Origin of the sequence: Streptomyces lincolnensis, assembly GCF_021173675.1 — a bacterium.
Taxonomy (GTDB): Bacteria; Actinomycetota; Actinomycetes; order Streptomycetales; family Streptomycetaceae; genus Streptomyces; species Streptomyces lincolnensis_B.
In genome coordinates, this window is record NZ_JAIHON010000009.1 from 192142 (window position 1) to 218219 (window position 26078).

Annotated in this window: 23 protein-coding genes; 13 read left to right on the top strand and 10 right to left on the bottom strand. The window is 71.7% G+C overall.

Features of this window, described 5'->3' with window-relative positions; all coding sequences use genetic code 11:
* The first annotated feature begins 86 nt into the window (after positions 1-86).
* Entirely contained in the window at positions 87-1142 is a 1056-nt protein-coding gene (locus K4B79_RS27330; protein ID WP_232029589.1) for an LLM class F420-dependent oxidoreductase, read from the top strand.
* A 218-nt stretch (positions 1143-1360) separates the two neighbouring features.
* A complete protein-coding gene (locus tag K4B79_RS27335; protein ID WP_232029590.1) occupies positions 1361-2149 on the top strand; it encodes a ferritin-like domain-containing protein in 789 nt (262 codons plus the stop codon).
* A gap of 34 nt (positions 2150-2183) precedes the next feature.
* On the opposite strand, the gene corA is transcribed toward K4B79_RS27335, so the two are convergent.
* Positions 2184-3179, bottom strand: a complete 996-nt coding sequence (gene corA / locus K4B79_RS27340; RefSeq protein WP_232029591.1) for a magnesium/cobalt transporter CorA — start codon at positions 3177-3179, stop codon at positions 2184-2186.
* Between the two features lie 62 nt (positions 3180-3241).
* Between corA and K4B79_RS27345 the strand changes: the two genes are divergently transcribed.
* From K4B79_RS27345 to mshC, 4 genes are all read left to right on the top strand, one after another.
* Positions 3242-3928 carry a histidine phosphatase family protein gene (locus K4B79_RS27345; protein ID WP_232029592.1) on the top strand — a complete coding sequence of 229 codons (687 nt, stop codon included), beginning with the start codon at positions 3242-3244 and terminating at the stop codon, positions 3926-3928.
* 109 nt (positions 3929-4037) lie between these two features.
* Positions 4038-4628 carry a DUF3090 domain-containing protein gene (locus tag K4B79_RS27350; RefSeq protein ID WP_232029593.1) on the top strand — a complete coding sequence of 197 codons (591 nt, stop codon included), beginning with the start codon at positions 4038-4040 and terminating at the stop codon, positions 4626-4628.
* The gene (locus K4B79_RS27355) at positions 4592-5410 is read left to right on the top strand and encodes an SCO1664 family protein (RefSeq protein ID WP_232029594.1); all 819 of its coding nucleotides are present in this window, start codon (positions 4592-4594) and stop codon (positions 5408-5410) included. Before K4B79_RS27350 ends, K4B79_RS27355 begins: the two co-directional genes overlap by 37 nt.
* A 118-nt stretch (positions 5411-5528) precedes the next feature.
* Complete coding sequence (gene mshC / locus K4B79_RS27360) at positions 5529-6758, top strand: cysteine--1-D-myo-inosityl 2-amino-2-deoxy-alpha-D-glucopyranoside ligase (RefSeq protein ID WP_232029595.1); 1230 nt, start codon at positions 5529-5531, stop codon at positions 6756-6758.
* A 96-nt stretch (positions 6759-6854) separates the two neighbouring features.
* Here the strand turns inward: mshC and K4B79_RS27365 are convergent, their stop codons facing one another.
* Together K4B79_RS27365 and K4B79_RS47930 are read right to left on the bottom strand one after the other, a co-directional pair.
* Positions 6855-7457, bottom strand: a complete 603-nt coding sequence (locus K4B79_RS27365) for a hypothetical protein (RefSeq protein ID WP_232029596.1) — start codon at positions 7455-7457, stop codon at positions 6855-6857.
* 48 nt (positions 7458-7505) lie between these two features.
* Complete coding sequence (locus K4B79_RS47930; protein ID WP_269464008.1) at positions 7506-9239, bottom strand: S8 family peptidase; 1734 nt, start codon at positions 9237-9239, stop codon at positions 7506-7508.
* A 258-nt stretch (positions 9240-9497) separates the two neighbouring features.
* On the opposite strand from K4B79_RS47930, the gene K4B79_RS27375 reads away from it, so the two are divergent.
* Positions 9498-10427 carry an SMP-30/gluconolactonase/LRE family protein gene (locus K4B79_RS27375; protein ID WP_232029597.1) on the top strand — a complete coding sequence of 310 codons (930 nt, stop codon included), beginning with the start codon at positions 9498-9500 and terminating at the stop codon, positions 10425-10427.
* A 55-nt stretch (positions 10428-10482) separates the two neighbouring features.
* On the opposite strand, the gene K4B79_RS27380 is transcribed toward K4B79_RS27375, so the two are convergent.
* Positions 10483-11469, bottom strand: a complete 987-nt coding sequence (locus K4B79_RS27380) for a PAC2 family protein (RefSeq protein WP_067429548.1) — start codon at positions 11467-11469, stop codon at positions 10483-10485.
* Positions 11470-11697: 228 nt separating this feature from the next.
* Between K4B79_RS27380 and K4B79_RS27385 the strand changes: the two genes are divergently transcribed.
* Positions 11698-14172: an NACHT domain-containing protein gene (locus tag K4B79_RS27385; RefSeq protein WP_232029598.1), complete on the top strand. Its 2475-nt coding sequence runs from the start codon at positions 11698-11700 to the stop codon at positions 14170-14172.
* Between the two features lies 1 nt (position 14173).
* Here K4B79_RS27385 and K4B79_RS27390 read toward each other — a convergent pair whose 3' ends face one another.
* Both K4B79_RS27390 and K4B79_RS27395 read right to left on the bottom strand, forming a co-directional pair.
* Positions 14174-14845, bottom strand: a complete 672-nt coding sequence (locus tag K4B79_RS27390) for a FadR/GntR family transcriptional regulator (RefSeq protein ID WP_232029599.1) — start codon at positions 14843-14845, stop codon at positions 14174-14176.
* Between the two features lie 140 nt (positions 14846-14985).
* Positions 14986-15759, bottom strand: coding sequence for a nucleoside phosphorylase (locus K4B79_RS27395; RefSeq protein ID WP_232029600.1), 774 nt, complete (start codon positions 15757-15759; stop codon positions 14986-14988).
* 129 nt (positions 15760-15888) lie between these two features.
* Here K4B79_RS27395 and mtnA point away from each other — a divergent pair, with 129 nt between their 5' ends.
* The gene (mtnA, locus tag K4B79_RS27400; RefSeq protein WP_232029601.1) at positions 15889-16920 is read left to right on the top strand and encodes an S-methyl-5-thioribose-1-phosphate isomerase; all 1032 of its coding nucleotides are present in this window, start codon (positions 15889-15891) and stop codon (positions 16918-16920) included.
* A 66-nt stretch (positions 16921-16986) separates the two neighbouring features.
* On the opposite strand, the gene mtnB is transcribed toward mtnA, so the two are convergent.
* Genes mtnB through K4B79_RS27415 form a run of 3 tightly spaced genes read right to left on the bottom strand, consistent with a single transcriptional unit; the run spans position 16987 to position 18916 of the window.
* Positions 16987-17595 carry a methylthioribulose 1-phosphate dehydratase gene (gene mtnB / locus K4B79_RS27405; protein WP_232029602.1) on the bottom strand — a complete coding sequence of 203 codons (609 nt, stop codon included), beginning with the start codon at positions 17593-17595 and terminating at the stop codon, positions 16987-16989.
* Positions 17592-18320: an acireductone synthase gene (gene mtnC, locus K4B79_RS27410; RefSeq protein WP_232029603.1), complete on the bottom strand. Its 729-nt coding sequence runs from the start codon at positions 18318-18320 to the stop codon at positions 17592-17594. The genes mtnB and mtnC overlap by 4 nt, the downstream gene beginning before the upstream one ends.
* Positions 18317-18916 (bottom strand): 1,2-dihydroxy-3-keto-5-methylthiopentene dioxygenase, encoded by a 600-nt coding sequence (locus K4B79_RS27415; protein ID WP_232029604.1) that lies wholly within the window; start codon positions 18914-18916, stop codon positions 18317-18319. The genes mtnC and K4B79_RS27415 overlap by 4 nt, the downstream gene beginning before the upstream one ends.
* Positions 18917-19420: 504 nt before the next feature.
* On the opposite strand from K4B79_RS27415, the gene K4B79_RS27420 reads away from it, so the two are divergent.
* Genes K4B79_RS27420 through mtnK form a run of 4 tightly spaced genes read left to right on the top strand, consistent with a single transcriptional unit; the run spans position 19421 to position 24314 of the window.
* Positions 19421-20518 (top strand): substrate-binding domain-containing protein, encoded by a 1098-nt coding sequence (locus tag K4B79_RS27420; protein ID WP_232029605.1) that lies wholly within the window; start codon positions 19421-19423, stop codon positions 20516-20518.
* Positions 20505-22037, top strand: a complete 1533-nt coding sequence (locus K4B79_RS27425; protein ID WP_232029606.1) for a sugar ABC transporter ATP-binding protein — start codon at positions 20505-20507, stop codon at positions 22035-22037. The genes K4B79_RS27420 and K4B79_RS27425 overlap by 14 nt, the downstream gene beginning before the upstream one ends.
* Before the next feature lie 52 nt (positions 22038-22089).
* Positions 22090-23136: an ABC transporter permease gene (locus K4B79_RS27430; protein WP_232029607.1), complete on the top strand. Its 1047-nt coding sequence runs from the start codon at positions 22090-22092 to the stop codon at positions 23134-23136.
* Between the two features lie 8 nt (positions 23137-23144).
* A complete protein-coding gene (gene mtnK, locus K4B79_RS27435) occupies positions 23145-24314 on the top strand; it encodes an S-methyl-5-thioribose kinase (RefSeq protein ID WP_232029608.1) in 1170 nt (389 codons plus the stop codon).
* A 124-nt stretch (positions 24315-24438) separates the two neighbouring features.
* On the opposite strand, the gene K4B79_RS27440 is transcribed toward mtnK, so the two are convergent.
* Positions 24439-26055: a glycerol-3-phosphate dehydrogenase/oxidase gene (locus tag K4B79_RS27440; RefSeq protein WP_232029609.1), complete on the bottom strand. Its 1617-nt coding sequence runs from the start codon at positions 26053-26055 to the stop codon at positions 24439-24441.
* Between the last annotated feature and the right edge of the window lie 23 nt (positions 26056-26078).

A 26078-nucleotide genomic window follows, 5' to 3' on the forward strand; every position in this document is an offset into this window, starting at 1 on the left:
ACACCGACCGCGACCTGCCCCGATCCGCCCGCCCGCGCTAAGGTCTGCGGACAAGGGACGTTACTGATCGGTAAGGGGAATGCGGCATGCAGCTCGGGATCAACCTCGGTTACTGGGGTGCCGGCATGGACGCGGACAATCTGGCCGTGGCCCAGGAGGCCGACCGGCTCGGCTACGCCGTCTGCTGGGCCGCCGAGGCCTACGGCTCCGACGCGGCCACCGTGCTGAGCTGGGTCGCCGCCCAGACCGAGCGCATCGACGTGGGCTCGGCCATCTTCCAGATCCCGGCCCGCCAGCCGGCGATGACCGCGATGACAGCGGCCACCCTCGACTCGCTCTCCGGCGGCCGGTTCCGCCTCGGCCTCGGCGTCTCCGGACCGCAGGTCTCCGAGGGCTGGTACGGCGTCAAGTTCGACAAGCCGCTCTCCCGGACCCGCGAGTACGTGGAGATCGTCCGCAAGGCGATGACCCGCGAGCGGCTCTCCTTCGAGGGCGAGCACTGGACGCTGCCGCTGCCCGGCGGCCCCGGCAAGCCGATCAAGCTGACCGTGCACCCGGAGCGCGAGCACATCCCGCTGTACATCGCCGCGATCGGCCCCAAGAACCTGGAGCAGACCGGGGAGATCGCCGACGGGGCGCTGCTCATCTTCCCGTCCGCCGAGCACCTGGAGGACACCGCGATCACGTATCTGCGGGCCGGCCGCGAGAAGGCGGGCAAGACCCTCGACGGCTTCGACGTCTGCCCGACCCTGCCCCTCGCGGTGGGCGACGACAAGGACGTGGCCGCGCTCGCCGACACCTTCCGCCCCTACACCGCGCTCTACGTCGGCGGCATGGGCAGCGCCAAGCAGAACTTCTACAACCAGCTCGCCCGTCGCATGGGGTACGAGAAGGCGGCCGCCGAGGTCCAGGAGAAGTACCTCTCCGGCGACAAGCAGGGCGCCGCGGCCGCCGTACCGCACGACCTGATCGACAAGACGACGCTGCTGGGTTCCGTGGACCGCATCGCGGACCGGATGAAGCAGTACGCGGCGGCCGGTGTGACCACGCTGAGCCTGGCGCCCGCGGGCTTCACGCTGGAGGAGCGGATCGCCTCGCTGCGGGCCGGCAGTGAGGCGCTGGAGCGCGCGGGCCTCGCCTGAACCCCGGAAGTGTCAGCGGCCGTGGTGGGGGCTCGGGGGTCTTCCCCGCCACGGCCGTCACAGGGATCAACGCGCCCGGAGGCCCGGGGTTACGCCCCGTCATGGCCCTGGGCGTCATCCTTTTGGCGGAGTTGTCCGACACAGCTGTTGCCGCGCCCCTCGTACCGCACTTGACTCGTTCTTTACGGAACCCTGCGGAACGCAGAGAGGTGCCATCGATGCTGACGGCCAAGAGTCTGTTCCAGGAGATTGTCGACAACGACGAGTCGTACCAGCTCTTCTGCTCCATCGCGGCCAGCGGGGAGACCCAGGGCGGCTGGGAGAACGCGCGCATCGCGGCGCTGGTGCCCGAGAGCGAGCGGGCCATGGCGCCCAAGATCACCCGGCACGGCGCGGACGAGGACAAGCACGGGCGGATCTTCAACGCCCTGATGAAGAAGCGCGGCGTGGAGCCCGTTCCCGTCCCGCCCGAGGCCGACTACACGATGCTCCTGGAGCGGCACGGCATCGGTCTCGCCCACGAGAAGCTCAAGGCCGACCAGCCGCTGACGGTGCGGGACATCATCACGTACCTGGCGCACAGCCGGGTGACCGAGCAGCGGGCCGCCGACCAGATGGTGATGCTGCGGAAGTTCTTCGCCGACCACCCCGAGGTCGGCAGGGCCGTCCGGATGATCTCCAACGACGAGGACAACCACCTCGCGTACACCCACGAGGAGTTGCTGCGGTTCGCCGCCGCCGGGCACGGCCGGCTCATCCAGAGCACGCTGCGCGAGTGCGCGCTCGCCGAGATCGGCGTCTACCGGGACGTCAGCCTCGCGGTGATGGGCCACATGGGCCGCATCCTGGGCTGGCCGAAGGCCAAGTCGGCGGCCCTGGCGGCGGGCATCCACGCCATGTACGCCTACGAGCGGCTCGGCGGCTGGCGCCGCATGGTCTCCCTGAGGATGCCCGAGCGCCGGAACGCGCTCGGCGGACCGGCGACCTCCGCCCCCGAGTTCGCCTGAGACCGGAGCCGGGAGCCAGGTCCCGGGCGGCCCCTCACAGCCAGCCGCGGCTCTTGAACAGCCGGAAGAGCAGCACCTCCAGGGCGGCCATGAGCCCGATCACCGCCGGATACGACCACACCCAGCGCAGCTCCGGCATGTGGTCGAAGTTCATGCCGTAGATCCCCGCGATCATCGTGGGGACCGCGGCCATGGCCGCCCACGCGGAGATCTTCCGCATGTCGTCGTTCTGCCGGACGCTCATCTGCGCGAGATGCGCGGACAGGATGTCGGAGACCAGCCGGTCCAGGCCCTCCACGGACTCGTTCACGCGCGTGAGGTGGTCGCTGACGTCACGGAAGAAGGGCCGGGCCCGCTCGTCCACGAACGGCACCGTCCCGCCGTAGGCCGGGGAACCCGCCAGCTTGGTCAGCGGCAGGGCGAGCGGGCCGGTCGCGCGGCGGAACTCCAGGATCTGCCGCTTGAAGTTGTAGATCCGGGACGCGGTGTGGCGCGAACCGCCGTCGTCCGGCGAGAACACCTCCGCCTCCAGCTCCTCCAGGTCGGTCTGGAGCTCGGTCGCCACGTCCAGATAGTGGTCGACGACCGCGTCGGCGATCGCGTACAGCACGGCGGTGGGGCCCTTGCCCAGCAGGTCGGGCTCCTGCTCCAGACGCCGTCGTACGGCACTGAGCGGGGCGCCCTCGCCGTGGCGGACGGTGACCACGAAGGAGTCGCCGAGGAAGAGCATGACCTCGCCGGTGGAGACCTCGTCGCTCCTCGGCTCGTAGACGACCGGCTTCAGGACCAGGAAGAGCGAGTCGTCGTAGACCTCCAGCTTGGGCCGCTGATGGGCCTTGAGCGCGTCCTCGACCGCCAGCGGGTGCAGCCCGAACTCCTGGGTGACGTGGTCGAACTCCTTCTCGGACGGCTCGTGCAGCCCGATCCAGACGAAGCCGTGCGCCGACCTGGCCTCGGCGAGCGCGTCGGACAGGTCCTCGGGGCCCTCGCTGCGGTGTCCGTCACGGTAGATGGCACAGTCGACGATCACGGAGCGTATTCTCCCGTCGCCCGGGGGCCGCCGCACGCGGGCGTACGCCTACGCTGGGCCGCATGCCCACGTTGATCCTCGTCCGGCACGGACGATCCACCGCCAACACCGAGGGCCTGCTCGCCGGCTGGACGCCCGGTGTCGCCCTGGACGAGCGGGGCGCCGAGCAGGCCGCCGCGCTGCCCGGACGGCTCGACGGGCTGCCGATCTCCGAGGTCGTCACCAGCCCGCTGCAGCGCTGCCAGGAGACGCTCGCGCCACTGCTGGAGGCCCGGCCCGGCCTCACCGCGCACACCGACGAGCGGATCGGGGAGTGCCACTACGGCGACTGGTCCGGCCGCAAGCTCGCCGAACTCATGGACGAGCCGCTGATGCAGGTCGTCCAGGCACACCCCTCCGCGGCCGCCTTCCCCGGCGGCGAGTCGATGCGGGCGATGCAGACCCGCGCCGCCGAGGCGGTACGCGAGTGGAACGCGCGCGTGGAGCGCGACCACGGGGCCGACGCCGTCTATCTCATGTGCTCCCACGGCGACGTCATCAAGTCGCTCGTGGCCGACGCACTCGGACTTCATCTCGACCTCTTCCAGAGGATTTCCGTCGAACCGTGTTCCATCACCGCGATCCGTTACACCCGTCTCAGGCCGTTTCTCGTCCGCCTCGGCGACACCGGTGACTTCGCGTCCCTGGTGCCCCGTGAGGAGCCCCCGGCCGACGACGCCCCGGTCGGGGGCGGTGCGGGCGCACCGTGATCGTCGGGCGCAGTAGGGTGAAGCGGTTCGCGCAAGCGCGTTCACCCATGGACGTCCCCGCACAGCCACGCACACACGCACGTACTCACGATTCCAATGGAGACAGGACGTGTCCCGTCAGGTGTTCCTCTACGATCCCCCGGACCGCTTCGTGGCCGGTACGGTCGGACTGCCCGGACGCCGTACGTTCTTCCTCCAGGCCACAGCCGGCGCCCGGGTGACCAGCGTGGCCCTGGAGAAGACCCAGGTCGCCGCGCTCGCCGAGCGCATGGACGAACTGCTGGACGAGGTCGTCCGCCGCAGCGGCGGCAGCGCGGCCGTCCCGGCCGTGGCGCCCACCGAAGTCGCCGACACCCGCCCCCTGGACACCCCCGTCGAGGAGGAGTTCCGGGTCGGCACCATGGCCCTCGCCTGGGACGGCGAGGAACAGCGCATGATCGTCGAGGCGCAGGCCCTCGTGGAGCTGGAGGCGGACTCCGAGGAGGATCTCGCCGAGGCCGAGGAGCGGCTGCTCCAGGACGAGGAGAACGGTCCCCCGATGCTGCGGGTCCGGCTCACCGGCGCGCAGGCGAGAGCCTTCGCCAAGCGCGCCCTGGACGTCGTCAACGCCGGGCGGCCGCCGTGCCCGCTGTGCAGCCTCCCGCTGGACCCGGAAGGACACGTATGTCCGCGCCAGAACGGATACCGCCGCGGAGCGTGACCACCGCCGAACTGCTGACCCGTGGTGAGCTCACCGTGCGCGGGCAGATCCGGGAAGCCTCCAACGCGGTGCTGTACTGCTCCGTCTCCCACGAGGGGCAGGAGGCCTTCTGCGTCTACAAGCCCGTCCGCGGCGAGCGACCGCTGTGGGACTTCCCCGACGGCACCCTCGCCCAGCGCGAGGTCGCGGCCTACGAGGTGTCCGAGGCGACCGGCTGGGGCCTGGTGCCGCCGACCGTGCTGCGCGACGGGCCCTACGGCGAGGGCATGTGCCAGCTGTGGATCGAGGGCGTGCCCGGCGCCGACCTGCTGGCCCTGGTCGACGACGAGGAGCCCGAGCCGGGCTGGAAGGCGATCGGCTTCGCCGAGGTCGGCGAAGGGAAGACGGCGCTGCTCGTGCACGCCGACGACGAACGGCTGCGCAGGCTCGCCGTGCTCGACGCCGTGATCAACAACGCGGACCGCAAGGGCGGCCATCTGCTGCCCGCGGCGGAGAACCGGCTGTACGGGATCGACCACGGCGTGACCTTCAACACCGAGAACAAACTGCGGACGCTCCTGTGGGGGTGGGCGGGGGAGCCGCTCACGGACGAGGCGGTCGCCGTCCTCAAGGGACTCCAGGAGGGCCTGACGGCATCGGGAGCACTGACCGAGCGGCTGACCGGCCTGATCACCGCTGCGGAACTCGACGCCACGCGCGCGCGGGTGGACGCGCTCCTGGCGTCCGGCAAGCACCCGGAACCGGGCGGGGAGTGGCCGGCCATTCCCTGGCCGCCCGTCTAGGAGCACACTGCGCACAGGGCGGTACTGCACACCGGGCCGTACCGCGCAAGAAGGCCTTACCGGCCATCCGGCCCGGTCCGGTTCGTATACGGAACATCCGTCCGGTTAGGCTCATGACATGCATGCCTGGCCCGCTTCCGAGGTCCCCGCCCTGCCTGGTCAGGGCCGCGACCTGAGGATCCACGACACCGCGACCGACGGTCTGGTCACCCTCGACCCCGGTCCCGTCGCCCGTATCTACGTCTGCGGCATCACGCCGTACGACGCCACCCACATGGGACACGCGGCGACCTACAACGCGTTCGACCTCGTGCAGCGCGTGTGGCTCGACACCAAGCGGCAGGTTCACTACGTCCAGAACGTCACCGACGTCGACGATCCGCTCCTGGAGCGGGCGCAGCGCGACGACATCGACTGGGTCGCCCTCGCCGAGAAGGAAACGGCCCTCTTCCGCGAGGACATGACCGCCCTGCGGATGCTGCCCCCGCGCCACTACATCGGCGCGGTCGAGGCCATACCCGGCATCGTGCCGCTGGTCGAGCGGCTGCGGGACGCGGGCGCCGCCTACGAACTCGAGGGGGACGTGTACTTCTCCGTCGAGTCCGACCCGCACTTCGGCAAGGTCTCCGGCCTCGACGCCGCCGCCATGCGGCTGCTGTCCGCCGAGCGCGGCGGCGACCCCGAGCGGCCCGGCAAGAAGAACCCGCTCGACCCGATGCTGTGGATGGCCGCCCGCGAGGGCGAGCCCAGCTGGGACGGCGCCTCGCTGGGGCGCGGCCGGCCGGGCTGGCACATCGAGTGCGTCGCCATCGCCCTCGACCACCTGGGCATGGGCTTCGACGTCCAGGGCGGCGGCTCCGACCTCGCCTTCCCGCACCACGAGATGGGCGCCTCCCACGCCCAGGCGCTGACCGGCGAGTTCCCCATGGCCAAGGCGTACGTCCACGCCGGCATGGTCGCCCTGGACGGCGAGAAGATGTCCAAGTCCAAGGGCAACCTCGTCTTCGTGTCGAAGCTGCGCCGCGAGGGCGTCGACCCCGCCGCCATACGGCTCGCGCTGCTCGCCCACCACTACCGGGCCGACTGGGAGTGGACCGACCAGGTGCTGCGGGACGCCGTCGACCGGCTCGGCCGCTGGCGTGCCGCCGTCTCCCGGCCCGACGGCCCGCCCGCCGAGGCCCTCGTCGAGGAGATCCGCGAGGCCCTCGCGAACGACCTGGACGCCCCGGCCGCACTGGCCGCGGTCGACCGCTGGGCCGCCTCCCAGGAGGAGCACGGCGGCACCGACGAGGGTGCGCCGGGCGTGGTGACTCGCGCTGTGGACGCGCTGCTGGGCGTGGCTCTGTAGGCGGTCGTAGGCAGTCATAGGCAGTCATAGGCAGTCATAGGTAAAGGGGCGCTTCCTCCTCGCGGAGGGAAGCGCCCCTTTGCGTGGCTCAGTGCGTCAGATCCGCTGGATCCGCACGCTGCGCAGGACGTTCGGGGACTGGGTGTCCCAGATGCCGACGACCTGGTGGCCGAAGGCGAAGGCCTCCTGGATCTGCTGGTGGACGTGCGGGGCCGGGTTGTTGAGGACCCGGAACTGACCGTTGACGCGCAGGAAGATCTGCTGCGGCTGTCCCTGGAGCGGGTGCGCGATGTCGATGAAGCCGTTCGCCACACCCGAGGCGAGTGCCTGCGCCTGCACCTGCTGGACGATCTGCTGCACCACCTGCTGCGCGAGCTGCGTCAGCTCCTGCTGCACCTGGCGCTCCTGCTGCTGCGCCTGCTGGTCCTGCTGCTGACCCTGGCCGAAGCCGCCCTGCTGGCCGTACTGCTGGCCGAGCTGCTGGAGCAACTGCTGGAACGGCTGCTGCTGGCCGAGCTGCTGGAGCTGCTCCATCGTGCCGCCGCCCATACCGGGGTTCTGCTGGCCGCCTTGCTGGCCGAAGCCCTGCTGACCCTGGCCGAAGCCCTGTTGGCCGCCCTGCTGCTGGTAGGGCGACGTGCTCGGGAACTGCTGGCCCTGTTGCTGACCTTGCTGGCCCATCTGCGGGGTGATGCTCATGCGGGTGCCACCTTCCCTTGAGGTGATGGGTCTTGCCGTGCGGAGTCGTCAGCCCGTGATGACCAGGCCGACGATCTCGTCGTCCGCGAACCAGACACGGACGTCGGGCCGTCCCCCCGCGAAGGCGGTGTGCACCGCCTGGCGGATCTCGGGGGACGGGTGGTTGAGGTTGCGCCAGGCGCCGGCGACGAACAGCCGGAGCCGGGGCGGGAGTTCACGGGGATAGGGCAGAAGCTCGTCCCAGTACCGGTCGGCCCGGCCCGAGCCGACCGCCTCGGGCAGCAGGCGGGTCACGGCCGCCCGGATGTCGGGCCGGTTGCCGATCCGCTGGGAGGCGGGCCGGCCCGGCGCGTCCTGCTGCGGGGAGCCCGTGGCGCGCAGCACCTCACGGGCGCGTTCCGGGGACATCGCCGGCCGTCCGGCCGACTTGAGCATGCCCTGGAGTGCGGCCAGCGCGCCGACCACCACCGGGGAGGCGGAGGAGGTCCCGGAGAACGTGTCCGTGTACCAGGCGATCTCCTCGGGCCCGCCCTGAAGGTCGCCGGGCCGGTCCCAGGAGCCGCCGGTGGTCGTGACCTCGCGGCCCCAGCCCTGGGCGTCCACGCGGGCGCCGTAGTTGGAGAACTCCAGCCGTGAGCGGTCCGGGCCGTGGTCCCGGCCGTGCGTGCCGGGCGGCGGGGCGCCCGCACCGACCAGGACCGCGCCGGAGGACGGGTTGGACGGGTTGAACGGGCCGCGCCACCCCTGCGGGAACTCGTCCGGGCGCCGCTCGTAGACCCCGTCGTCGAGGGACTCGCCGCCGTTGCCCGCGGCGGCCACCACGAGGATGCCCCGGGCGGTCGCGTGCCGGATCGCCGCGAAGTCGTCCGGCCACCACTCCAGCGCGATGTAGCCGCGCTGGTCGTCGCGCTCCTCGAAGTCGAACCGCGGTCCGGGCCGGTGGAGTTCGATCAGCACGATGTCGCCGGGCGCGAGCCGGTCGGCCGCCGCGTGGATCGCGGCCGCGGTGCCGATGCCCTGGAAGGACGCGGCGGCGGTCACCGCGTCCGGCACGATGCCGGTGACCCCGTGCCCGCCCTGGTCGCCGCTGATCACGCCGATCACGGCGGTGCCGTGGTTGCGCCAGGCCACATCGGTCAGCGGGGTGCCGACGACCACGCCGGCCAGCTTGGCGGCCAGGTCCTCGTGGCCCAACTGCCAGGCGCCCTCGACGTCGATCACCGTCACCCCGTGACCCGTCCCACCAGGTCGCTGCCAGGCCCAGTGGGCGTCGATGCCCTCGGGCGCGGGGCGCAGATAACCCTGACGGCCGGTGAAGTCGGGGGTGGCGGGCGCCCCTTCCTTCAGCCGCCGGGTGTCCTCCCCGACCTGCCCGAGGGTGGCCGGCACGGCGGGCGGCTTGACGTACGCCGTGTCGACGCCGGGCAACGCGGCGATCCGTGCCCGCAGTTCCTGGGCCCGGTCCTCACCGCCGCGCACCCGGTAGAACAGCGCCAGGTCGGGCACGTTCTCGGTGCCCTGCCCGGCGGCGGACTGCTGAAGTCGTTCCTCGCCGCCGAACAGCGGCTCCAGGGCGAGCTGTTCGTCACTGAGGAACATGTTGAGGGCCGACACATCGGCGTCCGTCGCCGAACGGACGCCCTCGGCACGGGCCCGCAGCCCGGCTTCCGGGCGTGCGACGACGATCAGCTCCTGCTCGGCTCCGCGATAGGTGAATCCCGCTCCGTCGGGCCCCGGCCCGGCCGCCCCCGGGCCTTGCGCCGGCTGTACCTGTTCGGTCATCGGATTCCGCTCCCTTCGGTCCGTGCGGGTGCGCCTTCCGGGGGACAACCAAGCACCAGGACGGCGACTCGTCCACCCGTGGTGCCCAACTGGGTTTGAAAACAAGTTGAATTGGGTACCGTGTGCAATCCGTCCTGAAACAGATGTCACGTCACAATCCGGCCGAAGGCTGCGGGGGTGACGGTCATGTGATGGGGTGGGAGCGTCTGCTGACCGTACGGCCGGCCACGGGCCGGCCCTTCCGCGGAAGGACGCACAGTGGCTCCCACGGACCGCTCCTTCGCACGTCGAAGACTTCTCACCACGGCCGCCGCCCTGTCCGGCACGGCCCTGCTCGGCGGCACCGCGCACGCGGCCGGAACCGGGCGCACCGCCTGGCCGACCGAGTTCCCGCTGCCCAACGGCTTCCAGCCCGAGGGCATCACCATCGGTTCGAAGCCTGTCGCCTACTTCGGTTCGCTGGCGGACGGCGACATCTACCGGGCGAGCCTCGCCACCGGCCGCGGCTCGGTCGTCGTCAAGGGCACCGGAGGCCCGACGGTGGGCCTGAAGACCGACCGGCACGACCGGCTCTTCCTGGCCGGCGGCGACAGCGGCGAGATCCGGATCGCCGACGCCCGCGCCGGCCGTATCGAGAAGGTGTACGCCACCGGCGGCACCTTCGTGAACGACGTCGTCCTCACCCCGGGCGCCGCCTGGTTCACCGACTCCTTCGAACCGGTGCTCTACAAGCTGGCCGGGGGCACGGTGGAGACCGTACCGCTGACCGGGGACTGGCAGCAGGGGCCCGACTTCACCGCCAACGGCATCGAGCGCACCCCCGACGGCCGCGCCCTGCTCGTGGTGAACGCCTTCGCGAACGGCGGCGGCCTCGCCCGGGTCGACCCGCGCACCGGCGTGGCCCGGACCGTCGACCTCGGCACGGCGAAACTCCCCAACGGCGACGGCCTGCTGCTGCTCGGCCGGATCCTCTACGCCGTCCAGCAGCAGCAGAACGCGATCGACGTCTTCCGGCTGAACGACTCCGGCACCCGGGGCACCGCGATCGCCCGCATCACCGACCCGCGCTTCCGCATCCCGACGACGGCCGCCGCGTGGGGCAGGCGCCTGTACCTGCCCAACGCCCGCTTCGACGTGACACCGACGCCGGAGACGGAGTACGACGCGGTGGCCGTGGACCAGGTCTGAGAACGGCCGGGGGCGGTGCGCGTCACGCGCACCGCCCCCGGCCGTCCGGCCTGCTTCAGTCCTCCGACGACGAGTCCTCGTCGTCCGCCCCCGGCTTCGGGGGCTTCGGCGGCTTCGTACGACCGCTGGGGTTGTCCCGCAGATACGACGTGCTGTCGCTGCCGTCCGCCGTGGCGTGTCCGCCCGGCGGCCCCGGCTGGCCCCCGTCCCGGCGTCTGAGGTACCGCTCGAACTCGCGGGCGATCGCCTCGCCCGACGCCTCCGGCAGCTCCGCGGTGTCCCGGGCCTCCTCCAGCGTCTGGACGTACTCCGCGACCTCGCTGTCCTCGGCGGCCAGCTGGTCCACGCCCACCTGCCAGGCACGCGCGTCCTCGGGCAGCTCGCCCAGCGGGATGCGCACGTCGATCAGGTCCTCCAGGCGGTTCAGGAGGGCCAGCGTCGCCTTCGGGTTCGGCGGCTGCGACACGTAGTGCGGTACGGCCGCCCACAGCGACACGGCCGGTACGCCCGCGTGCGTGCAGGCCTCCTGGAGGATGCCGACGATGCCCGTGGGGCCCTCGTACTTGGTCTCCTCCAGGTCCATCCGCTGGGCCAGGTCCGGATCGGACGTGACACCGCTGACCGGGACCGGGCGGGTGTGCGGGGTGTCGCCCAGCAGGGCGCCCAGGACCACGACCAGCTCCACGCCCAGTTCGTGGGCGAAGCCGAGCAGCTCGTTGCAGAACGAGCGCCACCGCATCGACGGTTCGATGCCGCGCACGAGGACGAGATCGCGGGGCTTGTCACCGCCGACCCGGACGACCGACAACCTTGTCGTCGGCCACGTGATCTTGCGCACGCCGCCGTCCAGCCACACCGTGGGGCGGTTCACCTGGAAGTCGTAGTAGTCCTCGGCGTCCAGCGCCGCGAACACCTCGCCCTTCCACTCCCTGTCCAGATGAGCGACCGCGGTGGAGGCGGCGTCGCCGGCATCGTTCCAGCCCTCGAACGCGGCCACCATGACCGGGTCGATCAGCTCGGGAACCCCCTCGAGCTCGATCACCCAGGCCTCCTTCCGACGTGCCCTCGCTTGACCACCCAACCTTACGGCGTCCCGCGGGGGCGCCCGCAGCCCCCTTGCACGGGGGAGTGAACGGATCACTGCCCCGATAGCCGTCCCGGAACACCCCGCGGTCATCGGAGCTGTTCCGGGCCGGGGGGCTTCACCCACTCGGGTGGCGGTGCGGGGAACCCGCTCCCGTCGGGGCGGTCCTGCGCAACTCTTCTTCGGGTGAGCGGAGTTGCCCCCAGGTCGCGGGTACGGCGGGTCGGGATCGTGTATGTGACGCTTCTGTGCACGGGGACGCTCGGGGTACTGCTGGTGGTCCCATGGGTCGACGACCCCGCGACCGTGATCGCGGGACTGCTGCCGACCGGAGCGGGTGCCTATCTGGCGTGGAGCGCCTATCGGGCGGACCGGGTCGAGGCGGCGGCCGCCTCCACGTCCCCCGGTGTCATCGCCGACCGGCTCGCCACCGCCGTACGACGGCAATGGGAGGCGGAGGCACAGGTGCGGCGGCTGGCGGATCCCTGGCCGCTGCCGGTCGCCTGGCGGGGCGCCGATCCGGGCCTGGCGGAGGTGACCGAGGGCCTGTCCGGCCGGGACGGGGAACTCGGCGCGATCTTCGCCGCACGGGTACCGGACCGCCGGCTGCTGGTGCTGGGCGACCCCGGATCGGGCAAGACGCTGCTGCTCGTACGGCTGGTCCTGGCGCTGATCGAGGACCGGGCCGGGGGCGATCCGGTGCCGGTGCTGTTTCCGCTGGCGTCCTGGGATCCGACGGCCGTGGATCTGCGCGGCTGGATGGAGCGCAAGCTGGTCCAGGACCATCCCGAACTGGGTGCGACGGCGCCGGGCGAGTACGGGCGGTCCACTCTCGCCGCGATGCTGCTGGACCGGCGCCTGGTGCTGCCCGTGCTGGACGGGTTCGACGAACTGGCCGCCGAGGTGAGCGCGTCGGCCCTGCACCGGATCGGGGAGGCGTTGCCGTACGGTCGCGGACTGGTGTTGTCGAGCCGGCCCGCGGAGTACCGGGCCGCGCTGCGGCCGCGGGCGGGAGTGCCCGCGCGGCTGTCCGGGACGGCGGGCATCCGGCTCGAACCGCTCGGCGCCGAGGACGTGGCCGCCTACCTGCTGCGGGACGCGGGCGGGGCCGACACCTCGGCGGCACGGCGATGGGCGCCCGTGGTGGCGGTACTGGGAACGGACACGCCCGTGGCACAGGCGCTGACCAGCCCGCTGATGGTGGCGCTGGCCCGGTCCGTGTACAACCCGCGCCCGGGGGAGGGCGACGGGGACCTGCCGGACCCCGGTGAGCTGGTGCGGTGTCCCACGCGGGCGGTGGTGGAACGGCATCTGCTCGACGCGTTCGTGGAATCCGCCTACCGGCCCCGTGCACGCCGCACCGGCCGCTGGACGGCACGACAGGCACGTGTCGCGCTCACCTTCGTGGCCCGGCACCTGCGGCGAGGCCGTGACGGAGCGGCGGAGGTCGCCTGGTGGACGGTGAACGCGGTGGTGCCTGGCGTGCTGCCACGCGTGCTGGCCGGACTGCTGCTGGGCACCCTGGGATGGCTGCTGGAAGGCGCGAGTGGGGAGCTGATGCACCACCTCACCCGGGCCCGGGCGGACGAGCCGCACTGGGAACAGGCGGGGGCGCTCGGCGTGCTGGCGGCGGGGATCTGCGGCGGTCTGGTGGGCGGACTCACCGCCGCGCTGCTGACGACCGGACTCTGCGCGGTCGCCGCGGGATCCACGCTCTCGGCGGGTCTTGTACTGAACGGCCTGGCGGCCGGGACCGCCATGACGCTGGCGGGCATGGTCATCGCCGGGTTCTCGGACGGTGTCCGGCCTGTGCTGCGTCCGCCGTCGGCCTGGGACCGGCGGGCCCTGCTCGCCGGGGTTGGCGCCGCGTGCCTCTACGCGGTCGCGTTCCGCAACGGGTGCGGAACGGTCGGCGCCCTTCTCTACGGCCTCCTCGCCGCAGCCGTCGGGGCCGACGGCCCCCGTCCGCACTACGCGCCTCCGATGGCCCGGGTCCAGTGGTCCTGGAGCCCTCGCGGTGTCCTCATGGGGTGCGCGGGTGGCGCCCTGCTGGGTGCGGTCTTCCTCGTGGAGGGGTTGCTGGCCGGTGTCCTCGTGGACCGGTCGACGTACACCGGGTCCGTCGCCCCGCCCGGCGGGCCGATCACCGCCATCTGGTTCGCGACCCAGCAGGGGGCGATGTTCGCCGTGGCCTGTCTGCTGCTCCGAGGCATGCGCATGGCGCCCGTGGAACCGGGTGCCGCGGTCGACGGCAGAGCACTGCTGCGCAACGACCGCCGCATCCTGACGACCTGCGTCGCTACGGCGACCCTGCTGGGCACCGCGGTGATCGGTGCCCAGAACTGGCTGATGACGGTCATCGTTCCGGTCCGTGTATGGGGCTCGGAACTGAGCGGCCACCGTCTCTGGCCGGTCCTCGTGGGCCTGGTGCCGGCGCTGCTGGTGGGCCTGGCCGCCGCCCTGCGACAGGCGGCGTGGCCCTGCTACACCGCCGCCCGGCACTACCTGGCGCTGCGGTCGGGGCTGCCCCGCGACCTCATGGGCTTCCTCGCCGACGCCCACGACCGGGGCGTCCTGCGACGGGTCGGTGCCGTCTACCAGTTCCGCCACATCGAGCTGCAACACCGGCTCGCCGCCGACGAGAACTCCGTCGGCCGGTGACTCACAGCGTGGACCGCAGCCACTGCTCCACGCTCGCGATGTGCACGGTCGCCCAGGAGCGGGCGGCCTCCGCGTCGCGGTCGCGGAGGGCGGCCAGGATGGCGCGGTGTTCGTGGAGGGTGCGGCTGACGGCGTCCTCCTGGGTGAGGCCGCGCCAGATGCGGGCCCGGGTGGTGGGGCCGGACAGGCCGTCCAGGAGGGAGCAGAGCACCGAGTTCCCGGAGCTCTGCACGATGCCGCGGTGGAAGTCCAGGTCGCAGGCGACGAGTTCCTCCACCGAGGGCGCGTCGCCCAGCTTGGCCAACTGGGCGGAGAGGGCGTCGAGTTGCTGCTCGCTGATCCGCAGGGCCGCCATCGCCGTGGCGGCCGGCTCCAGGATGCGCCGCACGGCCAGGAACTCCAGCACGGTGTCGTCGCGGTGGAAGTCGACGACGAAGCTCAGCGCCTCCAGCAGGAGTTGCGGGTCGAGGCTCGTGACATAGGTGCCGTCGCCCTGGCGCACGTCCAGGATCCGGATCAGGGACAGGGCGCGCACGGCCTCGCGCAGGGAGTTGCGGGACAGTCCCAGCTCGGAGGCGAGTTCGCTCTCCTTGGGCAACCGGTCCCCGGGGCGCAGCGCGCCGGAGACGATCATGCCCTTGATCTTCTCGATCGCCTCGTCGGTGACTGCCATGACGGCCTCCCTGTCGCCCCGCACCTGTGCCGAGACATCCGATGTCTCGGCCCTCATTATGGCGCCGCGCGGAGGGCCGCCTCCAGCTCGGCGATCAGTTCGGCGATCAGCGCGGCCGCGTCCGGTGCCCCGCCCACCCGTTACGGAGCGCTTCCCGGCGCCCCCTCGGCGAGCAGCCGCAGCGCCTCCAGGGACACCACGGCACCCCGCTCCACGCCCGCCGCGACGACTTCGCGGTGCGGGTCGTAGACGCTGGTGCCCTCCTCGTCCACCAGCTCGTCCGCGTTCACCCCGTCCACGACGACGATCCCGCCCGCGACGAGCCCGCGCAGCGAGGCCGTGACCAGCAGCGCCGACAGCTCCATCTCGATCGCGGCGAGCCCGGCACCGGCGTAGGAGAAGAGGGGCAGAAGGCCCGGCTGGAAGGCCGCCCGGGTCCAGACGATGCCCCGGTGGTGCGGGGCGCCGCTCTCGCGGGCCGCGCGCTGGAGCGCGAGGACCGCCTCGGGCGCGGAGACCGCCGGGTACTCGGGCGGGAGCAGCTGCTGGGTGACCCCGTCGTCCCGTACGGCGGCCTCGGCGATGACGAGATCGCCGTCGCCGATGCCGGGCCGCATGGCGCCCGCCGTACCGAAGCGCAGGATCGTGCGGATCCCCGCGTCCGCGAGCTCCTGGAAGAGCAGGATCGCGCCCGGCGCACCCACCCCGTGCGAGGCCACGGTGACCGGCAGCCCCTTCCAACTCCCCCTGAACACATGGTATTCGCGGTGGTGGGAGACCTCCTCGGCGCCGTCGAGGAGCGCGGCGACGGCCGCGGCGCGCGCCGGGTCGCCGACGACGACCGCGTGCGCGGGTAGTCCGGTGCGGGGTATCCGGGTGACGGGCAGCAGGTCCTCGGGCGGATCGTGGGTCATGTGGCGGCTCCCGGCTCGGCGTCGGCGGAGGCCGGTCGGCCCCGGACGGCCGCTCGAATGTATCGAACGGCAGTTCTCCCAGGTCATGTACGGTGGCGGAGACCATCGGAACATCAGGAGTATCCCGATATGCCCCAGGACCTGCGCGCTGTCGAGTGGACCGGAACGGGCCTCGCGCTGATCGACCAGACCGTGCTGCCGCATCGCACCGAGACGGTGCATGTCCGCGATGTGGACACCCTGGTGGACGCCATCCAGCGGCTCGTGGTGCGCGGCGCGCCCGCCATCGGGGCGGCCGGCGCGTACGGTGTGGCGCTCGCGCTGATCCAGGGGGAGCGGGAGGGGTGGACGGACGGCGAGATCCTCGCCGCCGTCGCCCGCGTCCGTGCCGCCCGGCCCACGGCCGTCAACCTCATGGTCTGCGTCGACCGCGTCACCAGCCGGCTGCCCGAGGGCCTCGACGCGGTCCTGGACGAGGCCGCCGCCGTCCAGCGCGAGGACGTCGAGGCCAACCGGGCGATGGGCGCCTTCGGTGCCGACTGGCTGCTCGACCGGCTGCGCCTGGAGCGGCCGTTGCGCGTCCTGACCCACTGCAACACCGGCGCGCTCGCCACGGCCGGCTGGGGCACGGCCCTCGGTGTGATCCGCGAACTGCACGCCCGCGGCCTGCTGGAGGTCGTGTACGCCGACGAGACCCGCCCCCTGCTCCAGGGGTCCCGCCTGACCGCCTGGGAGCTGGTCCAGGAGGGCATCCCGCACTACGTCCAGGTGGACGGCGCCGCCGCCGGAACGATCCTGCGCGGCGAGATCGACGCGGCGATCGTCGGCGCGGACCGCATCGCCGCCAACGGCGACACGGCGAACAAGGTCGGCACGGTGGGGGTCGCGCTGGCCTGCGCCGACGCCGGGATCCCGTTCCTGGTGGCGGCCCCCACGACCACGGTCGACCTGTCCACCAAGACCGGCGACGACATCCACATCGAACTCCGCGGCGAGGACGAGGTCCTGGCGTGGGGCGGCGTACGGACGGCTCCCGCCGAGTCGCGCGGCCACAACCCCGCCTTCGACGTCACCCCGGGCCGCCTGGTCACCGGGCTCGTCACGGAGCGGGGCGTGCTGGAGGTCGCGGCGGGACAGCTGCCGGGGGAGTACCTGCGCTAGACCTCCTCACGGTCATGGCGAAGAGGGGGCCCGGTCACCGTGACCGGGCCCCCTCCTGACGTACCGTCAGCGCTGCGAGAGTTCCAACTCCAGCAGCCACTCCACCACTTCGGTGTGATGCCGCGCCTGCCGGGGATCGTCGCCCCACACGTACAGCCCGTGCCCGGCGACGACCACCGCCGGCATCCGGGGGTCCCGGGCCGCCTCCAGGCGGTCCCCGAGGACCTTCATGTCCTGGCTGTTGGTGATGACCGGCAGGGTCACCTCGACGTCGTGGGCGGGCTGGCCGACGCCCTTGAGCATCTCCAGGTCGCTGAAGACGATCCCGCCGGGCTCCCGGCGCCCCATGGCGACCGAGGCGACCGTGTGCACGTGGACGACCGCTCCGGCCCCCGTCAAAGCGGCGACCCGCGCGTGCAGTTCGGCCTCGGCGGAGGGCTTGCCGCCGTGCACCGCGGCGCCTCGGCCGTCGACCAGCACCACGTCGGCGGGCGTCAGTTCACCCTTGTCGTGCCCGCTGGCGGTGACCGCGAGCCGCAGCGGGTCGCGGGAGAGCACCACGGAGAGGTTGCCGGAGGTGCCCCGCATCCAGCCGAAGGAGGCGAACCGGGCGGACTCCGCGGCGAGGACCGCCCCCGCCTCCTCCAGGTCGAGTGTGCTGATGTCGGCGGTCACGAAGCGCTCCTTGAAACGGTGATCTCGTCGAACGTCCCCGCCTGCGCGTGGTTGCCGACGCCTTGCTCGAAGTACGGCTCCCCGGGCCGCCGGATCCCCACCGCGTGCCAGCCGGCCGCACGGGCCGCGTCCAGTTCGCCGGGCCGGTCGGAGAGGAAGAGGAGCCGTGCGGCCGGGACGCCCGCCGACTCCGCGATACGGCGGTAGGACTCCGGCTCCTGCTTGGGCCCCGCGGTCTCGGTGTCGTGGAGACCGGAGACCAGCGGGGTCAGGTCGCCCTCCGGGCTGTTGGCGAACCACGCCCGCTGCGCGGCCACCGAACCGGACGAGTAGACGTACAGCCGGACGCCCGCCGCGTGCCACCCGCGCAGCACCGGGACGACGTCGTCGTAGAAGTGCGAGACGAGGTCGCCGCGGGCGAAGCCCTCGGACCAGATGATCCCCTGGAGGGTCTTCAGCGGGGTCGCCTTGCGGTCCTCGTCGAGCCAGGCGTTCAGCGCCTTCTCGATGCGGACGGCGTCGGCGTCCGGGTCACCGATCTCCGCGCGCACCTGCGCGACGGCCCGCGCCACCTCGGGGTCGTCACCGCGCTCGGACAGCAGCGCCGCGAAACGGGAGCGCGAGTACGGGTACAGCACGTCGACCACGAAGCCGGTGGCGCTCGTGGTGCCCTCGATGTCGAGCACCACGGCGTCCACGTCGTACGACAGGCCCGCGAGGCTCACGCGGCGGCCCTGTCGGCCTCGTGGCCGGCCGCGATCGTGTCGTAGTCCGGGAAACGGGAGGCGATCGTCGAACCGGTGAAGTTGCCGATCCAGCCGTCCTCCTCGTGGAAGAAGCGGATCGCGGTGAAGGAGGGGCTGGTGCCCATGTCGAACCAGTGGGTGGTGCCGCGCGGCACGCCCAGCAGGTCGCCCTTCTCGCAGAGGACGGCGTGCACCTCGCCGTCCACGTGCAGATAGAAGATGCCGGAGCCGGAGACGAAGAAACGGACCTCGTCATCGTCGTCGTGCGTGTGCTCCTGGAGGAACTTCTCGCGGGCGGCCTTCGCCTTCGCCGGGAACTCCGGGTCGTCGCTGGGGTGCAGGCCGAGGACGTCGACGGTGGTGAAGCCCTCCTCGGTGTTCAGCTTCTCGATCTCCGGGCCGTACGCGGCGAAGACGGTCTCGCTGTCGGCGTCGAACGGCACGTCCTCGCGGACCGGCCACTGCTCGTAGCGGACACCGAGCGGCCTGAGGGCCTCGGCGATCTCGGCGGGGTCCGAGGTGCGGCGGACCAGGGTCTCGGGGCCGGACTCGGACCAGGTGGTCAGCAGCGTCATGGGGGCAACTCCGGGAGTCTGGAAGGAAAGTCCGGATACCGAGACAAGCACCGGACGGGCGGGGAGGGAACAGGGCGGCGGCGAGCGGTACGTCAGCCGCGACACGGCGCGCCGGGACAGCGGTGCATGCCGGGCATGCACATCGCTTTCGCGCCAGGTGTCGTCATCGGGGCCTCACGGTGCCGGGTCGGGTGCCGGTCTTGTGATGGTAACCGGCACCGTGACCTGGGTCGGGTGTGACGTAGTCGTTGTCTCACCTGCTGAGAAAGCGGTTCCAGAACATTTGACGTGTGGCTGAAATCGTTCTCATGATCTGCCTATGAAGACGCTGCTTCTCGTGCGTCGGCTGTACGTGGACCTGCTCCGGACGACCACGGCCAGCTGTCGCTGACCCTCCCCGGAGCCCCCGCGCGCCCCGACCGTCCGATGTCGGCGGCGCCCTTCTTCTGCCCGCTCCGGGACACGCGCCCCTCTGTCTTCTCCCTCCCGCACCTGGAGCCGTACATGTCCCGCATCCGTCTTCCGCTCGCCGCGCTCTCGCTGGCCTCCGTCTCGGCCCTGGTGCTCTCCGGCTGCTCGCAGTCCACCGACGCCTCCAAGGACACCGGCGACACCACGGCCTCCGCCGCGGCCGCCACCGGCAAGAAGCCCGCCCCCTTCAGCGCGGGCGCGGTCAAGGTCGCCCTGGTCCGGCAGAGCGGCGCCGGCGACTACTTCGAGCAGTGGGGCAACGGCGCCAAGGCCCAGGCCAAGGCCCTCGGCATCGACCTGACGGTGTACGACGCCCAGGCCGACAACGCCAAGCAGGCCACCGACCTGTCCTCGGCGATCAACTCCGGCGCCAAGGCGATCATCATCGACCACGGCTTCCCGGCGACCATCCAGCCGGAGATCGACAAGGCCGTGAAGAAGGGCATCAAGGTCGTCGTCTACGACGTGGAGACCTCCACCAAGGGCGTCGTGAGCACCAAGCAGGACGACGCCAGCATGGCCAAGGCCGTGCTCGACGTGATGGCCAAGGACCTGGGGAAGAACGCCAAGGTCGGCTACGTCAACGTCGCCGGTTACGCCGCCCTCGACAAGCGGGACTCGGTCTGGAAGGCGGCCGCGGCCGCGAGCGGCTGGACGCAGGAGTTCAAGGTCGGCAAGGTCACCGACTCCACCGCCACCGACAACGTGCCCCTGGTCTCCGCCGCGCTCACCCAGCACTCCGACGTGACCGGCGTCTTCGCCCCGTACGACGAGCTCGCCAAGGGCACCGTCCTCGCCGTCCAGAACAAGAAGCTCCAGGACAAGGTGAAGGTCTTCGGCGCGGACGTCTCCAACGCCGACATCCAGCAGATGACCGCCGACGGCAGCCCGTGGGTCGCCACGGCGGGTACCGACCCCTCGGCCGTCGGCGCCGCCGTCGTCCGGACGACCGCGCTGGAGCTGGCCGGGCAGCTGAACAAGGCCTCGGTGGAGTTCCCGGCCGTCGCCATCACGCAGGACTTCCTGCGCGAGAAGAAGATCGAGAACATGAACCAGCTGCGCGAGGCGCTTCCCGCGCTGAACCTGTCGCAGGTCTCGACCGCCGACTGGATCTCGAATGTCGCCCACTGACATCAGCCGTGCAAAGGCAGCTGTCGGTCTCACCGACGTCAGCATGGCGTTCGGCGGCAAGACCGTGCTCGCCTCCGTCACCCTCGACATCGCCCCGGGCAGCGTGGTCGCGCTGCTCGGCGCGAACGGCGCCGGCAAGTCCACGCTGATCAAGATCCTGTCGGGCGTGCACACCGGCCACGGCGGCCAGGTACGGGTCGACGGACGGCCCGTCGCCCTCCAGTCCCCGCTCGCCGCCCGCCAGCTGGGCATCCAGACCGTGCACCAGAGGATCGGCGAGGGCATCGTGCCCGGCCTGAGCGTCGCCGAGAACCTGGTCTTCGAGGAGCTGGCACAACAGCGCGGGAACCCGTTCCTCAACGGTGGCAGACTGCTGGCCCGCGCCCGCGAGATCCAGGCGGGCCTGGGGCTGGACTGGAGCGACACCGTCCTGAAGCGGGACGTCACCGAACTCGGCATCTCCGACCGTCAGTTGCTGATCCTCGCACGCGCCCTGGCCACCCGCCCCCGGCTGCTGGTCCTCGACGAGCCGACCTCGGCCCTGTCGGCCGCCGAGGCGGATCGCCTCTTCGCGCTCGTCGAGCGGATGCGCGACGACGGCATCGCCGTCCTCTACGTCTCCCACCGCCTCGGCGAGATCGACGCCCTGGCCGACCGGCTGGTCGTCCTGCGGGACGGCCGTCTCACCGAGGACCAGGCCAAGCCCTTCGACTGGGACGCCGCCCTGCGCGCGATGCTGGCCCAGACCCAGGAGGCGACGACGGCCCGCCCGGTCCGGCCGGACGCCTCCGGCGACGTGGTGGTGTCGTTGCGCGGGGTACGCCTCTTCGAGGGCCGCGCCCCTCTTGACCTCGACCTCCACGCCGGCGAAGTCACCGGCGTCGTGGGCCTGTTGGGCGCCGGCAAGACCGAACTGGCGCGCGGCCTGTTCGGAGCGGAGCCCTTCGGGACGGGCACGGTCGCACTCGACGGCAAGCCGTACGAGCCCCGCCGCCCCGCCGACGCGATCCGGGCCGGCGTCCACCTGGTCCCCGAGGACCGGCACGCCGACGCCCTCGTCCCCGGCTGGTCGGTGGCGCAGAACATCTCGCTGCCGTTCCTGAGATCCCTCTCGAAGGCGGGTCTCGTCCAGCGGTCCAGGGAGGACGCGCTCGGCCGCGCCACCATCGACGCCCTCGGGGTCGTCACCCGCGACGAGCACAGCACCGTCGAGGAGCTGTCCGGCGGCAACCAGCAGAAGGTCGTCGTCGGCCGCTGGCTCGCCGAGACTCCCCGCGTCCTCATCCTGGACGAGCCGTTCCGAGGCGTGGACATCGGTGCCCGCCGGGACATCGGCCGCCGCGCCCGTGCCCTCGCCGCCGAGGGCGCCGCCGTCCTCGTGCTGTCCGCCGACGTCGACGAGGTCCTGGAGGTGGCCGACCGGGTCGTCGTCCTGGCGGCCGGCGAGATCCACCTCGACGCCTACGGCGAGGACGCCGAACGAGACCGCGTCATCCAGACCATCTCGGAGTCCGTGTGACCCGGCCCCCTGCCCCCGGCTCCCCGACCCCGGCTTTCTGAGGAACTACGCCATGACCACCGCCCAGAGCACCGAGGTCCCCTCGAAGACGGCGCTCCCGCCCGCCACCGGTACCGCCGTCCGCGTCCAGAACGCCGTCATCAAGTACGGCTTCATCTTCGTGACGGTCGCGCTCTTCCTGTACTTCGCGCTGAGCGAGGGCTCCTTCCGCGAGTCGGCGACCCTCCTCGACACGCTCAGATACGTCTCGGTGGCCGCCATCCTCGGCCTCGGGGTCACCCTCACCATGGCCGTCGGCGGAATGGACATGTCCGTCGGCGCGGTGGCCGGCCTCGGTGTCTCGGTCGCCGCCCAGACGATGGTCGTCTTCAACCAGGTCGGCACGGTCGCCATCCTCGCCGTGCTGGCGGCGGGCGCCCTCGCCGGCCTGCTCAACGCGCTCCTGATCGTCGTACTGAAGATCCCCGACATGCTCGCCACCCTCGGCACCATGTTCGTGATCCAGGGCAGCAAGCTGATCCTGGTCGACGGCCAGTCGATCACCCCGGGCATGACGATGGACGACGGCTCCACCGCCCCGGGCAAGTTCACCTCCGGCTTCCTGAAGATCGACCGCGGCACGGTCCTCGGCATCCCCATCTCGGTCCTCATCTTCGGCGGTCTGACGATCGCCGCCTGGGTCTTCCTCGCCCGCACCCGCTGGGGCCGCGTCCTCTACGCGATCGGCGCCAACCCCGAGGCCGCACGCCTGGCGGGCATCCGCGTCGGCGCGTACCGGGCGCTGGCCTACGTCCTGTCCGGCGTCCTCGCCTCCATCGGCGGCCTGATCCTGGCGTCCCGCATCGGCCAGGGTGATGTGAGCGCCGGGACCTCGCAGCTCCTGGAGGCGGTGGCCGTCGCCCTGGTCGGCACCTCGGTCCTGGGCCGGGGCCGCCCGAACGTCTGGGGCACCGCCCTCGGCGCGGTGCTCATCGGCATCATCACCACCGGCCTGACCATCAAGGGCCTGCCGTACTACACCCAGGACGTCGTCGAGGGCGCGGTCCTCATCCTCGCCCTGGTCTTCAGCTTCACCCTGTCCAAGCGCCGCACGTCATAAGGAGACCGATGGGTTACCGCATCCTGGAGCCGGAGGACATCCCGGCGTATCTGCGCGAGCGCGGCCACTGGGACGAGACCACCGACCCCGAGGTCCGCGAGGTCTCCGACGGCAACATGAACCGCGTCTTCCTGGCCTCCGCGCCCGACGGCACCCACAGCCTCGCCGTCAAGCAGGCCCTGCCCTGGGTCCGGGTGGCCGGCCCCTCCTGGCCGATGAACCCCGACCGCGCCGACGCCGAGGCCCGCGCCTACGAGCAGGTCGCGAAGGTCGCCCCGGACAAGATCCCGGCGATCCACGGCTACGACCCCGAGAACTACGCCCTCGTCATGGAGGACATGTCCGACCTGGAGGTCCTGCGCACGCTCCTCAACGAGGGCGCGTCGTACGGCCCCCACACGTCGGCGCGCATCGGCGAGTTCGTCGCCCAGTTCTCCTTCGCCACCAGCGACTTCGGCATGGCGTCGGCCGACCGCAAGGCCCTGATCGCGGCCTCGGTGAGCCCCGAGCTCTGCAAGATCACCGAGGACGTGGTCCTCTCCGAGCCCTACATCGAGCACGAACACAACCACTGGCACGAGGGCGTGGCCGACCTGGCAGCGCAGTTCCGCGCCGACGCCCGCCTGCGCACCGAGGTGGCCGATCTCCGTCACGTCTTCATGACGAGCGCCCAGGCCCTGCTCCACGGCGACCTCCACACCGGCAGCATCATGGTCGGCGACCGCGAAGGCACCCCCGTGGTCCGCGTCTTCGACCCCGAGTTCTCCTTCGTCGGCCCCATCGGCTTCGACCTCGGCCTGTACTGGGCCAACACCCTCGTCTCGGAGCAACGGGCGCGGGCCCTGGGCCGTCTGACCGACCACGCCGATCAACTCCGGCTGTCCTGGGAGGCGTTCGAGACGGAGTTCCGCCGCCTGGGGCCCACCCGCGTCGACACCTTCTTCGACGACGCCTACCTGGACCGCTTCCTGAAGAGGGTCTGGACGGAGTCCCTCGGCTACGCCGGCACGGAGATCATCCGCAGAATCATCGGCTTCGCCCACCTGACGGACCTGACGACGTTGCCGGACCCGGTTCAGGCGTCACGCAGGGCACTGCTGATCGGCCGCGAGCTGATCGTGCGCCGCGAGGAGTTGACCGACGTGAACTCTGTAAGAGCAGTGGTGCAGTCGGCCTAGGGGCGCGGGGCTGTGCTGGATATGCGGCTACCGCCGCGCGGGCGCGACCAGCCCCCCACGACCCGCAGACGGCAGAAAAGGGCGGCCCCCCACGACGAGGAGCCGCCCTTTACCGCGTCACCGCTCACTTCTTGTCGAGCAGATCCTGAACCTTGGCCCGAACATCATCCGTCGCGAGCCCACGAATCGTCAGCGTGGTCCGACGCCGCAGCACATCATCCTGCGTCTCGGCCCACTCGTTGTCCCGCGCATAGACAACCTGCGCCCAAATCTCGGGGGCATCGGGGTGCACCCGCTCACCCAACTCCGGGTTCTCATTGGCCAGCCGAGCGATGTCGAACGCCAACGACCCATAATGCGTGGCGAGATGCTTCGCCGTATCCGCACCCATCCGCGGCCCAGGCGCAGGATTGTCGACCAGCAACCGGTGCGCGACAGCGCGAGGGTTCGCAACCCCCGGCAGCGGCAGCTTCTTCGGCAGCGAGGAGACCGGCTCGAAGTCGTCCCCGAGCGGAGCGCCCGGCAGGGCTTCCAGCTTCTGCATGATCGTGCGGCCGATGTGCCGGAAGGTGGTCCACTTGCCGCCCGCGACGGACAGCATGCCGCCCTTGCCCTCGGTCACCACGGTCTCGCGCTTGGCCTTGGCGGTGTCGCCGGGACCGCCCGGCAGCACGCGCAGACCGGCGAAGGAGTACGTGATCAGGTCGCGGGAGAGCTGCTGGTCCCGGACGGAGAACGCGGCCTCGTCCAGGATCTGGGCTATGTCCTTCTCGGTGACCGAGACATCCGCCGGGTCGCCCTCGAACTCCTCGTCCGTGGTGCCGAGCAGGAGCATGTCCTCCCAGGGCAGGGCGAAGGTGATGCGGTACTTGTCGATCGGGGTCGCGAGGGCGGCCTTCCACGGGGAGGTCCGCTTCAGGACCAGGTGCGCGCCCTTCGACAGCCGGATGGACGGCGCGGCGTTGGGGTCCTCCATCTTGCGCAGGTGGTCGACCCAGGGACCGGTCGCGTTCAGCACCAGGCGCGCGTTGACGCCGAACTCGTCACCGGTGAGACCGTCGCGCAGATCCGCACCCGTCACCCGGCCGTTGGTGAAGCGCAGCCCGCTCACCTCGGCGTGGTTGAGCACGACCGCGCCCGCCTCGACGGCCCCGCGGACCGTCATGAGCGCCATCCGGGCGTCGTTCATCTGGTCGTCGCCGTACACGGCGACGGCCTTGAGGTTCTCGGTGCGCAGCTCGGGCACGTCCCGCGCGGCCTTCGAGGGGCTGAGCAGGTGCCCCACGCCGTCGCCGAAGGCCGACAGCATCGAGTACGCGAACACGCCCGCGCCGAGCTTGGCCGCGCCGTGCGGCCCGCCCTTGTACACGGGGAGGTAGAAGGTGAGCGGGTTCGCCAGGTGGGGAGCCACCTGGCGGGAGACCGCACGCCGTTCGAAGTGGTTCTCCGCGACCAGCTTCACCGCGCCGGTCTGGAGATAGCGCAGACCGCCGTGGAGGAGCTTGGAGGAGGCGGAGGAGGTGGCGCCGGCGAAGTCGCCGGCGTCGACCAGGGCCACCCGCAGACCGGACTGCGCGGCGTGCCAGGCGGTGGAGATGCCCAGGATGCCGCCGCCGATCACGAGAAGGTCGTACGACGCCTTGGAGAGCTGCTCCCGGGTCTCGGCGCGGCTCGGGTTGGAGCCGGAGGCCGGGCGCGTACCGAGGGCAGGCACGGACTGCAGGGTGGACTGACTGGTCATGTCGGGTTCTTACTCCTCATCAG